The organism is Wolbachia endosymbiont of Drosophila bocki, from assembly GCF_028982005.1.
GTDB classification, from domain to species: domain Bacteria; phylum Pseudomonadota; class Alphaproteobacteria; order Rickettsiales; family Anaplasmataceae; genus Wolbachia; species Wolbachia pipientis.
In genome coordinates, this window is the sequence record NZ_JAPQLG010000209.1 from 1 (window position 1) to 10,426 (window position 10,426).

The following is a 10,426-nucleotide window of genomic DNA, read 5'->3' on the forward strand; positions in this document are numbered from 1 at the left end:
CTTTTTCATTCCAGCTAAACCTGTCTAATTCATCGTAGGCTAACTTTATTATTGGTGCTTTTTCTGCTATTTTCCTTAAGTCTTCTTCCGTAGTTTCATCTGCATATTTGAAGAAAAATAACCAACGATCCACTATGCTTTCTAGCTGTTCTTCCTTATTCTTAGGAAATTTAGGTAGTTCAATAAATACAAATTGAAAATCTTTTAAGTCATGCTCATTGGTTTTCTCATCTCTTATAGTGTGGCTGGATATATAATCAAGCTTATCAGGAAATAAATTACAATTAGAGATAGCAATAAAGAAAACCTTCTTTAAATCAATGTACTTACCAGATTTATCAGCTTGCCTTGAGCAAGCCTTAGCAGCATATAATTGAGCTCGTTTTTCGAAGCCTTTATCGCGAGTGAGCTGCATTTCAATCACATACCTAGCCCCACTAGAGTCCCTGCAAAGAACATCAACTATACTTTGCTTATCAGAGGCAATTTCAGGATCCATTATAGTACTGAGGAATTCCACTTCTTGTATAGTATTTATCTCGGTAAACCCTAAAATATCATTCAAAAAATGTATGAGAATATTCTTATTTTTTTCAGTGCCAAAGATTCTTTTAAAGGTTAAATCCAGCTTAGGGTCGAGAAACTTAGATAAAGCCATAGCCAAAGTGCTTAAAAATATTAATAATTATACACTATTATTAACAATTATTCAACCATATTTTTGAAGATAGCTATGCCGCCGCGAACCGTCATACCGCCGCGGTATCTCTAGATCCCGCTAACAAGCAGCGGGATGACGAATTACTTAACCGTCATACCACCGCGAACCGTCATACCGCGATTCATTCGCGGTATCTCGGCATAGATTCCGCTAACTAGTAGCGGAATGACGATTGTGTATCGTGCTTTGCTAAAAAAAAAATCACAGAATGCAGTCTGGTTACCTTAATTAGAAGTTTAGCTTTAACTTTAAATGGACTACTCAACCGTGACAGACTTAGCTAAATTTCTTGGACAATCTGCATCTAACCCTTTTTTTGCTGCAGTAAAGTAAGCAAGGAATTGCATAGCAACACTGTAGATGATTGGAGAGATAAAATTATCAGTGTCTGGAAGTTGCACCACATCTGCGCAAACTCCCCTTAGGAATGGCGCTCCTTGTTTATCACTGAAGGCAATTACTTTGCCTTTTCTTGCAATAATCTCTTGTATATTAGATAGCGTTTTAAAGAATAAATCATCATAAGGGATAATTGCTATAATAAGCACAGTAGAGTCTATTAAAGCAATAGAACCATGCTTCATTTCTCCCGCTGCAATACCAGTTGTATTGATATATGAAAGCTCTTTTATTTTCAATGCGCCTTCCATTGCAACTCCGTATGAACTTCCTCTGCCGATTAAAATAACGTTATTGTGTTCTAATATACTGCCCGATATATGTTGTATTTTCATCACATTCAAAACGTGCTCAACATACTCGGGAATAGAATTGATAGCACTGCTTAGCTGTTTTATTCTCTCTCCACCCAGTATACCTTTTATTTTTCCAAGCTCCACGGCAAAGCATGCTAAAGTTGCAAGTTGCGCAGAAAAGGTTTTTGTTGAAGCAACACCAATTTCTGGCCCAGCAAGAGTATGTAACACAATATCTGAGATCTTTTCAATGCTGCTGCTAAATGTATTAGTTATACTTATGATTGTTTGCTTCTGTGATTTCGCATAACGCAGCGCTTCTATGGTATCTGCAGTTTCGCCAGATTGAGAGATAAATAACCCAATGCTGCCTTCTTCCAGCTTGACGTTGCTATACCTAAATTCTGATGAGATTTCTAGATATACTCGAACTTGAGCAATACTTTCCAGCCAATACTTCGCTATTAGCCCAGCAAAATAAGATGATCCGCATCCAACTATAGTAATGTGATTCAGTTCAGAGAATAATTTTTTGTTGACCTCTTTGTATTGCTTGTAAAATTGATTTATTGTTTTGTTTAATGCACGCGGTTGCTCAAAAATCTCTTTTAACATGAAGCTAGGGTAACCATTTTTGCTAATTAGAAAATCACTTGGACTACTATTTTCTATACTGCGTTTAACTTGTGTACCATTGTTGTATATACTAACTCCACTAGATTTTATCACTGCAATGTCATCATCTTCCAAATGCGATATTTTTTCCACAAATGCACTTAAAGCATTAGAGTCAGATGCAGCAAACACTGTGTTACAGTTATAGCCTATTGCTAAAGGCAAATTTCTCTTCGCAACAAATAAGGCGTCTGGATATTCTGCAAATAATAGGACCAAGGCAAATGAGCCATGTAAGTTGTTTAAACACTTAAATAGAGAATCAACTGGCGACAATCCTTCATCAAGATATAAGGTTAGCATGTTTGGTATGATCTCTGTGTCAGTGTCAGTATGGAATGACATTCCCCTTTCTTCTAGACCCTTTTTTAGCAGATTGTAATTCTCAATTATGCCGTTATGAGCAACAACAACATTATTTGTACGAATGGGGTGAGCATTTTTAAGGCCTGGGACTCCATGTGTAGCCCAGCGAGTATGTGCTATACCAACTGTACTGTGAGACATCTTGCTGTCATCAACAACTTCACATAACCTTTCGACTTTACCTTCTGATTTTTTGACTTCTATCTCGCCTTCGTTATTTATGATTGCTATACCTGAAGAGTCATATCCCCTATATTCCAATTTTTGTAACCCAGTTAGTAAAGTTGGTATTACTGAATCACCGCTACTTACTACACCAAATATTCCGCACACAAATGGATCACCAAATGAACTTTCTTTTAAAGTTATGTAGCATTTTTGCCTTTATCATCTTTTCCATTTTTACTTTCCTCTGGTGGTTGATTTTTATTCTTTTTATCACTCTTTTCGATTTTGCCTTTTTCAATTGGTTTAGCTGCTACTTTTTGAGTTTCTTTGCTTAAAACCTCAGATATAGCGGACTTTAGAACTTTTATCTCAACTTTTGGTGCTATTTCTATTATAAATTGTGCACTTGCTCCATCAACCTTGTTAACTTCACCTATTATTCCACCAGAAGTAATGACTGTATCACCACGTTTTATTTGATCTATCATCTTTCTATGTTCTTTTAGTTTTTTTTGTTGCGGGCGAATAATGAGAAAATAAAATACCACAAATATTAAAATCAATGGAGTAAAACTAGCAAAAGATGCGCCGATACTTGATGTATTGCTAGTTGCATCTGCTGCAAAAACTTCAGAAATGAGCATATTTAATCCTAATTGTTAATGACAAAAACAAACCTATTTAAGTATTAATTACAATACCATGCCATGTCAAGTTTGGTGAAGGCGTTTCTCAATACCAGCAATAATACTGCGAATTCTAAGTTATGCTGAAACTAACATGGCGGGAGTGATGAGACTTGAACTCACGACCTCATGCGTGACAGGCATGCGCTCTAACCAACTGAGCTACACCCCCCTAATTTCTTTTTAGCGTTTTCGGGCTTCAACTTTAAAGCTAATAAACATGTTGCCCTTTGTCAATATTTTTTGTTTGCGCTTTGCTGTCTTTTCTATTACCATGTAGATAATTTAATTTCACACATGGCTTGTACAAGTAGTCCCATTAGGGTTATGCCATGGAAGATAAACTATTTGGAGGAATGATATATGACAAATTTGCCTAAAGTCACTGTGCGTGATTTGGCTGAATCTGGTGTACATTTTGGTCACAAAATTAGTCGCTGGAACGCAAAAATGGCTCCATACATATATGGAGTGCATCAAGAAAATCGTATACATATAATTGATTTGCGAAAAACACTACCATTGCTACAGGTGGCCATGAAGGCTTTATATGACGTTGCATTTCAAGGTGGTCGCATTCTATTTGTTGGTACAAAGTTTCAAGCTTTTGATATTATTGCAAGCGAAGCGATTCGTTGTGGTCAATATTATGTGAATCATCGTTGGCTTGGTGGTATGCTTACTAATTGGGGCACTGTTTCTTCTTCGATAAAAACCTTGATGCAATATGAGAAAATATTAAATGACGAGGATAGCATTTTAACAAAGAAAGAATTGGGAAACATTGAAAAGAAAAAGCAAAAGCTTGATAAGGCGCTTGGCGGTATTAGAGAAATGGGAGCAATTCCTGATATCTTATTCATCATTGATACTAATAAAGAGCATATAGCGGTTAAGGAGGCTAAGAAGTTAGGAATTCCAATAGTTGCAATACTTGATACTAATTCTGATCCAGATGGTATTACTTATCTAATACCTGGAAATGATGACTCAAGAAAATCAATAGAGCTCTATTGTAAATTAGCTACCGACTCTATATTAGCTGGAATAGAGTCTGGTCTAGCAAAATCTGGAGTTAAGATTGATGATATAAGGGGTGATGAGTTTATTCAAGAAAAAGAAGATGGTATTGTGCAAACTAAAAGGAGACGTAGTAAAGTTTACAAAGAAGAAGAAAGGGAGGTAGTAACAAATGAAGATGAATCCAGATGATATAAGAGAATTACGTGATAGAACAGGGCTTGGCTTAAGTGACTGTAAAAAAGCATTGGAAAAATGTGATGGTGACATCAAGAAAGCCGTTGATAAGTTACGTACAATAGGTCTTGCTAAAGCTGACAAAAAATCTGGTAGAATAGCTTCAGATGGGCTCGTTGCTATGTGTTTGACTGAAAATTATGGTGCATTGGTTGAACTCAATTGCGAAACAGATTTTGTTGCAAGGAATGAGAAATTTATAGAGTTAGTTTCAAATTTAGCATCAATTGCTCATCAAGAACGCTGTACTAGCGTTGATGAGTTAAAAAATGCCAAGTATGAAAGCATTGGCACAGTGCAGGAAGCTATTATGAATGGTACATCAGTTCTTGGTGAGAAGCTAGAGTTAAGCAAGCTTTGTTACTTAGAAGCTAAGGGTGGAGTTATTGCTGGCTACGTACATGGTGATGTGTGTGGCTTAGGTAAGATTGGTGCTTTAATTGCATTGCAATCATCTGGTGATAAGGCGAAGCTACAAGAGATTGGGAAACAAATAGCTATGCATGTAGTTGCTATGAAGCCTGAAGCTTTGTCTATAGATGGTTTAGATCAAATGAAGTTGAAAAATGAACGTTCTATAATTGAAGAGCAAGTGAGGGGCTTAAATAAACCTGAAGAAGTAGCAAAAAAAATAGTAGATGGACGAATGGCTAAGTACTATGAAGAAGTTGTTTTACTAGAACAAAAGTTCATAAAGGATGATAAAATGAAGGTTTCTGATTTTATAAAATCAAGCGAGATGAGTGCTATTAAATTATCTAATTACAAGTTACTTGTTTTGGGTGGTGCAAACTAAATGGTAAAAAATGTTTCCCTTAATAAATGAAAAAAGCGAAATAAAATATTCCAGAGTGTTATTTAAAATTTCTGGTGAAGCTTTAATGGGGTCACAGTCTTTTGGCTATGATATGGGAATAATAAGCCAATTGTGCAAAGATATAGCTGATATTAACAGGCTTGGAGTTCAGGTATGTATTGTTGTTGGTGGTGGTAATATCTTTCGTGGCACATCTGCGTCTTTAAGTGGCTGTGAAAGAGCAAGTAGTGATTATATTGGAATGCTTGCAACTATAATCAATGCTTTAATTTTACAAAACTTTTTAGAAAAAAATTTAATAGCTTCTAGGGTATTATCTGCAATACCCATGGCCACTGTATGTGAACCTTACATAAGAAGGAAAGCTATTCGTCATTTAGAAAAAGGTAGAGTGGTAATTTTTGCAGCAGGCACAGGCAACCCATTTTTTACTACAGATACAGCTGCAGCCCTACGTGCTGTTGAAATGAATTGTGATGTTATTCTAAAGGGTACGCAAGTAAATGGTGTATACTCCGCTGATCCGAAAAAAAATGAGGATGCTGTAATGTATGATAGGCTTTCTTACACGGATTTATTGACTCGTGATTTAAAAGTTATGGATGCATCAGCAATTTCACTTGCTCGTGAGAATTCTATTCCAATTATAGTTTTTTCTTTGAAGGGAGAAAAAATAGTCAATATTATTAAGGGTCAAGGTACTTATACTATAGTTTCAGATTGTAAACATTAGGTAATTTATGTTAAATGAAATAAAAACTAAAACAAAGGACAGGATGCTAAAAACTATTCAGTCCTTTCATGATGATATCAAAGGTGTACGCACTGGTAGAGCTAGCGCATCGTTGCTCGATGGTATAGTTGTAAATATCTATGGTGGACATCAAAAGTTAAATCAGGTTGCAGGTGTTTCGGTTATAGATAACAAAACTCTATCAATTAAAATTTGGGATATTAATGTTGTCGGTGAAGTGAAAAATGCTATATTAAATGCCAACTTGAATTTAAATCCTGTTGTTGAGGGCAATACCATACGTATAGCTCTTCCGGACTTAACACAAGAAACCCGTGAAAAATTAGTGAAATTATTGCATCAGTTTGCTGAAAATGCACGGATTGCCATTAGAAATATACGTAGAGATATTATGGAAGAAACAGAAAAAATGAAGGAAAATAAAGAAATCTCAGAAGATGATTTTCATGGTGCTAAAAAGGAAATACAAAATATTACTGATAATAATATAAAAAAAATTGATGGTGAATTGTCCATCAAAGAAAAGGATATACTGAATCACTAAATGATATGGAGAAAGCTTACATAGCAAATGATGTCATTCCAGTGTTTGACACTGGAATCCAGTCTTTACTATACAACTATCTGATGCACTCGTTTGAAATCAAATTTCCTGGATCCCAGTGTCGGAGCACTGGGATGACACCAATTTTGCATTCAAGTATCAACTATTGGTGTCACCACAGTAACTCTCTTCCTGTCATGCAAGTAGCTGACACCTTCCAGGTGTCCATTGAAATCCAAAAAATTTCACTCAAGTCAAAATTAGGTTAAATTTAAATGTTGAATCAAGAATCTTTACCGAAACATTTAGCAATTATTATGGATGGTAATGGTAGATGGGCGAACAATCAAGGAAAGGTAAAAATTGATGGTTATAAAAAGGGCAGTGAAGTTGCATACGATATTGCCAAGTATTGTACGGACCTAACCATACCCTACTTAACTTTGTATGCATTCTCTATGGAGAATTGGCTTAGACCCAAAAACGAAACTGACTGTCTATTTGATTTATTTTACTCTGTTTTAACTAATGAAGATAAAGTCAATTTCATTTGCAACTGTAACATTAAGTTGAATTTTATTGGCAATTTAAGTCTATTATCCAGTAAAATATTGGATCAAATTAAAAAAGCAGAAGAAGTGACACATAAGAACGATGGTTTATTACTCACTGTGGCAGTCAGTTACGGAGCAAAGCAAGAAATTACACAAGCTATAAGCAATATTATAAAAGAAAATATTGCTTATGTATCAGAAGAGGAATTTGAAAAATTTCTGTATACTAAAGATTTGCCAAAATTGGATTTATTAATTCGCACTGGCGGCGAAAAAAGGTTAAGCAACTTTTTATTATGGCAAGCGGCTTATGCTGAATTGTATTTTTGTGATACTTTATGGCCTGATTTTTCTTGTCAAGATTTGAGTAAAGCATTAGAAGATTATACAAAAAGAGAGAAAAAATATGGTAGATAATAATTTTATAATTAGAATGTTGTCCTCAATAGTAATATTATTCATATTTTCCTTTGCTACATATTTTAGTGATTTATCGTTTTACCTATTGATTTTTTCAATAGCAGTTTTATCTTCTTTTGAATGGTATAATCTAACCCAAGGAAATAAAATTTTATACGTTTTTGCATTATTATTGATTGCACTACCAAGCGCCTCATTAATATATTTATATAATCTACCACAGGGAAAATACGCATTAGTATGGTTCGTCTTAACCATTTGGGGAATTGACGTTACTGCCTACCTATTTGGCAAGAATTTTGGTGGAGCTAAAATTTGCCCAATTCTTAGCCCTGGAAAAACTTGGACAGGACTTCTTGGTGCGATTTTAGCTGGAGTAGTGTGCACAATTTTTGGATCAATATTTTTTGGTCTATTTTCAATTTTTTATTCTCCAATCATTGGCCTTGCAATTGCTATTCTAGCGCAACTTGGCGATTTCACTGAGTCGCTTGTTAAAAGAGCTTACGGTGTTAAAGATAGTGGAAATATGATACCTGGCCACGGGGGAGTGCTCGACCGTATGGACAGTTTCATTTTTACCGCCCCTCTTACTGCTATTTACATAAGCTAAGTCTGCAGAAGTGCCATTAGAGCTCATCCCTAGTCAGCTCCCCAACCGCTTCCACAGTACAGTCATGGACAAACGTCTTTTCACAATAAGGGCAGGCTATTTCCTCTTCTTCTCCCATATCTAAATATATTAATGGATGGCCAGAACTCTCATCATTCTCATCACCATGACAACAAACTTTTCTATTATTAACCCTCACTTTTGACATGTTACTCCTTTAGCTTATAACATTTTATATATTAAATATACCTATCCAGAAATAAAAAACAACAAGCACTATTCTCCATTTTTTATCCTATTCAGGTTAATCAATTCGCTTTGAACGTCTTTTGATACAAATTTGCTAACATCTTCTCCTAATCTTGCTATTTCCTTTACAAAACTTGATGAGATAAATTGAGTATCTTCAGAAGCGGGAAGAAATATGGTTTCGATTTCAGGAAGAAGTTTATAATTTACCCAACTCATTTGAAACTCGTAATCAAAATCCGACACTGCTCTTAATCCTCTAATAATAACAGAAGCATTCTGCTCTTTGGCAAACTTCACTAGCAACCCATTAAAAGATATAACATCTGCATCAATTCCTAGTCCTTTGATTTCATTTTCAGCCATGCTTGTGCGTAGCTTTGTGTCAAAGGCAGTATGCTTATTAACGTTTTCTGCAACTCCTATTATTAATTTATCGACTAGTTTACACGCTCTTTTGATTATATCAATATGCCCAAAAGTTATAGGGTCAAACGTGCCAGGGTAGACTCCTATTTTGTCATTAATGTTCATCCTTTATTTTTATAAACTACTTTAAAAACTTTTGATAGACATAATAACATTTTTTATCTAAAAATAAAAGTATACAGTTGGCCTGATAGCTCAGTTGGTAGAGCAAAGGACTGAAAATCCTTGTGTCGCTGGTTCGATTCCTGCTCAGGCCACTTTCCTTTCTCACTAAATTTACCTTTTTGTTGTAAAACGTTCTATAATATGTTATGATATTGATATAAGTGTTGAGAGGGTAAACTATATGTATAAATATTATAGCAGAATATTTAATATCCTATTAATTATAGTTCTACTATTAAGCAATATTACTTATGCTGGCGTTAGTGAAAAACCGGCATCTCAACATGTAACCAGAAAAGAAGAACCAGCGTCAACTGTCTTGACGGCAGAAAATACAGTAAATAATGGCATAGTTGTTGGTTTGTTGAAAAAGGAAGGAGCATTTGGGCGTGAGGTATCTCAAATTTATGAGATATTCAATAATTTTGGAGTTAAAACCGTACTCATTGATTACAATAAAATAATTAACCTAACAGGAATCCAAGAAAAGTCGCTTATCTTTGCAAAACAAGATGAAGTGTTGGCGCTAGCACTAGACCGAATAAAAATTGAAGTTGCACGATTCATTAAAGAGCAAAAGATAAATAGAATATTTATTCTAAATGATCTTCATCAGCCAAAAACTCGCATTGCTGATTTTTACAACGATCTTGCTACTAAAGCAATTGTAAAAATAGTAGATGACAATCCTGCAATTCATTTACTTGGCATATGTGGTGGGTTACAAGACATTATGCGTGCAAAAGGAATTGAAGTAGCGGGTTATGAAAGACAGCAAAAGACCCATTTAATGTCAGCTCTTAATCCAAAGCAGGAAGATGTGCCTTTACAACAGATAAAGATTGTTCCAAATAGTCGTTTAGCAGAAGTAGTAGCCAAATTCCTAATACCTGATGAAAATGGTTGGTTTTCAACATATTTTCCAGATGCTCATTCAGGAGCAGTAAGTAATACACCAGAAAATAGAAGAAAATTGGAGTCACTTGGATATAAAGTTGCAGCATTTTCCAGTGAGGGGGTAATAGAGGCTATTGAAGATAAGCATGGTAATGTTCACTTTCAAAGTCATCCAGAAGCCCTTGTTGTGAAGTCAGATAAAAACCTCTATTTATCAAATCACAAGGAACGTCAAGTGTCTACACTAGTTGCTATAGCGATTATGAATGATTTTCTTTATCGTGCTTAATGGCTATAGCTTTAGGCTTACCGACGATTTGATAAACGATAGATTTGTCATGTATCCGTTCAGGCAATGGCGTCAACTTAAGGAAAAATATCAGCGATAGTGTATAAAATTTCTCTCCAAATTTTTT

The 10,426-nt window shown here is 35.1% G+C and carries 13 protein-coding genes and 2 tRNA genes; 9 read left to right on the plus strand and 6 right to left on the minus strand.

Going from position 1 to position 10,426, the window contains the following annotated elements; all coding sequences use genetic code 11:
• The 4 genes from OZD61_RS05160 to OZD61_RS05175 form a co-directional block, all read right to left on the minus strand.
• The coding region (locus OZD61_RS05160) for an Rpn family recombination-promoting nuclease/putative transposase (protein WP_274980084.1) at positions 1–658 on the minus strand (658 nt) is incomplete at its 3' end.
• A 320-nt stretch (positions 659–978) separates the two neighbouring features.
• On the minus strand, positions 979–2,790 hold the full coding sequence (glmS, locus tag OZD61_RS05165; RefSeq protein ID WP_274980090.1) for a glutamine--fructose-6-phosphate transaminase (isomerizing): 1,812 nt from the start codon (positions 2,788–2,790) through the stop codon (positions 979–981).
• Between the two features lie 32 nt (positions 2,791–2,822).
• Positions 2,823–3,269 (minus strand): preprotein translocase subunit YajC, encoded by a 447-nt coding sequence (gene yajC, locus OZD61_RS05170; protein ID WP_274980091.1) that lies wholly within the window; start codon positions 3,267–3,269, stop codon positions 2,823–2,825.
• Between the two features lie 137 nt (positions 3,270–3,406).
• A tRNA-Asp gene (locus OZD61_RS05175) sits at positions 3,407–3,483 on the minus strand.
• Positions 3,484–3,674: 191 nt separating this feature from the next.
• Between OZD61_RS05175 and rpsB the strand changes: the two genes are divergently transcribed.
• Genes rpsB through OZD61_RS05210 form a run of 7 tightly spaced genes read left to right on the plus strand, consistent with a single transcriptional unit; the run spans position 3,675 to position 8,270 of the window.
• Complete coding sequence (gene rpsB, locus OZD61_RS05180) at positions 3,675–4,523, plus strand: 30S ribosomal protein S2 (protein WP_274980092.1); 849 nt, start codon at positions 3,675–3,677, stop codon at positions 4,521–4,523.
• Positions 4,504–5,364, plus strand: a complete 861-nt coding sequence (tsf, locus tag OZD61_RS05185; protein ID WP_274980093.1) for a translation elongation factor Ts — start codon at positions 4,504–4,506, stop codon at positions 5,362–5,364. Before rpsB ends, tsf begins: the two co-directional genes overlap by 20 nt.
• Before the next feature lie 10 nt (positions 5,365–5,374).
• On the plus strand, positions 5,375–6,118 hold the full coding sequence (gene pyrH, locus OZD61_RS05190; RefSeq protein WP_410543729.1) for a UMP kinase: 744 nt from the start codon (positions 5,375–5,377) through the stop codon (positions 6,116–6,118).
• Between the two features lie 7 nt (positions 6,119–6,125).
• Entirely contained in the window at positions 6,126–6,683 is a 558-nt protein-coding gene (frr, locus tag OZD61_RS05195; protein WP_038248586.1) for a ribosome recycling factor, read from the plus strand.
• 5 nt (positions 6,684–6,688) lie between these two features.
• The gene (locus OZD61_RS05200; RefSeq protein WP_274980094.1) at positions 6,689–6,952 is read left to right on the plus strand and encodes a hypothetical protein; all 264 of its coding nucleotides are present in this window, start codon (positions 6,689–6,691) and stop codon (positions 6,950–6,952) included.
• A gap of 6 nt (positions 6,953–6,958) precedes the next feature.
• Positions 6,959–7,654 carry a polyprenyl diphosphate synthase gene (gene uppS, locus OZD61_RS05205; RefSeq protein ID WP_274980095.1) on the plus strand — a complete coding sequence of 232 codons (696 nt, stop codon included), beginning with the start codon at positions 6,959–6,961 and terminating at the stop codon, positions 7,652–7,654.
• The gene (locus OZD61_RS05210) at positions 7,644–8,270 is read left to right on the plus strand and encodes a phosphatidate cytidylyltransferase (protein WP_274980096.1); all 627 of its coding nucleotides are present in this window, start codon (positions 7,644–7,646) and stop codon (positions 8,268–8,270) included. Before uppS ends, OZD61_RS05210 begins: the two co-directional genes overlap by 11 nt.
• A 16-nt stretch (positions 8,271–8,286) precedes the next feature.
• On the opposite strand, the gene OZD61_RS05215 is transcribed toward OZD61_RS05210, so the two are convergent.
• Together OZD61_RS05215 and coaD are read right to left on the minus strand one after the other, a co-directional pair.
• Positions 8,287–8,478, minus strand: a complete 192-nt coding sequence (locus tag OZD61_RS05215) for a zinc-finger domain-containing protein (protein WP_274980097.1) — start codon at positions 8,476–8,478, stop codon at positions 8,287–8,289.
• A gap of 68 nt (positions 8,479–8,546) precedes the next feature.
• Positions 8,547–9,053, minus strand: coding sequence for a pantetheine-phosphate adenylyltransferase (gene coaD / locus OZD61_RS05220; RefSeq protein ID WP_274980098.1), 507 nt, complete (start codon positions 9,051–9,053; stop codon positions 8,547–8,549).
• A 79-nt stretch (positions 9,054–9,132) separates the two neighbouring features.
• Between coaD and OZD61_RS05225 the strand changes: the two genes are divergently transcribed.
• Positions 9,133–9,205, plus strand: a tRNA-Phe gene (locus OZD61_RS05225).
• 89 nt (positions 9,206–9,294) lie between these two features.
• A complete protein-coding gene (locus OZD61_RS05230) occupies positions 9,295–10,299 on the plus strand; it encodes a gamma-glutamyl-gamma-aminobutyrate hydrolase family protein (protein ID WP_274980099.1) in 1,005 nt (334 codons plus the stop codon).
• The last annotated feature ends 127 nt before the right edge of the window (positions 10,300–10,426 follow it).

Excerpts from the sequence above, each read along its gene's own strand:
- yajC (WP_274980091.1), bottom strand. The coding sequence starts at position 3,269 with ATGCTCATTTCTGAAGTTTTTGCAGCAGATGCAACTAGCAATACATCA.
- rpsB (WP_274980092.1), top strand. The coding sequence starts at position 3,675 with ATGACAAATTTGCCTAAAGTCACTGTGCGTGATTTGGCTGAATCTGGT.
- tsf (WP_274980093.1), top strand. The coding sequence starts at position 4,504 with ATGAAGATGAATCCAGATGATATAAGAGAATTACGTGATAGAACAGGG.
- pyrH (WP_410543729.1), top strand. The coding sequence starts at position 5,375 with ATGTTTCCCTTAATAAATGAAAAAAGCGAAATAAAATATTCCAGAGTG.
- frr (WP_038248586.1), top strand. The coding sequence starts at position 6,126 with ATGTTAAATGAAATAAAAACTAAAACAAAGGACAGGATGCTAAAAACT.
- OZD61_RS05200 (WP_274980094.1), top strand. The coding sequence starts at position 6,689 with ATGGAGAAAGCTTACATAGCAAATGATGTCATTCCAGTGTTTGACACT.
- uppS (WP_274980095.1), top strand. The coding sequence starts at position 6,959 with ATGTTGAATCAAGAATCTTTACCGAAACATTTAGCAATTATTATGGAT.
- OZD61_RS05210 (WP_274980096.1), top strand. The coding sequence starts at position 7,644 with ATGGTAGATAATAATTTTATAATTAGAATGTTGTCCTCAATAGTAATA.
- OZD61_RS05215 (WP_274980097.1), bottom strand. The coding sequence starts at position 8,478 with ATGTCAAAAGTGAGGGTTAATAATAGAAAAGTTTGTTGTCATGGTGAT.
- coaD (WP_274980098.1), bottom strand. The coding sequence starts at position 9,053 with ATGAACATTAATGACAAAATAGGAGTCTACCCTGGCACGTTTGACCCT.
- OZD61_RS05230 (WP_274980099.1), top strand. The coding sequence starts at position 9,295 with ATGTATAAATATTATAGCAGAATATTTAATATCCTATTAATTATAGTT.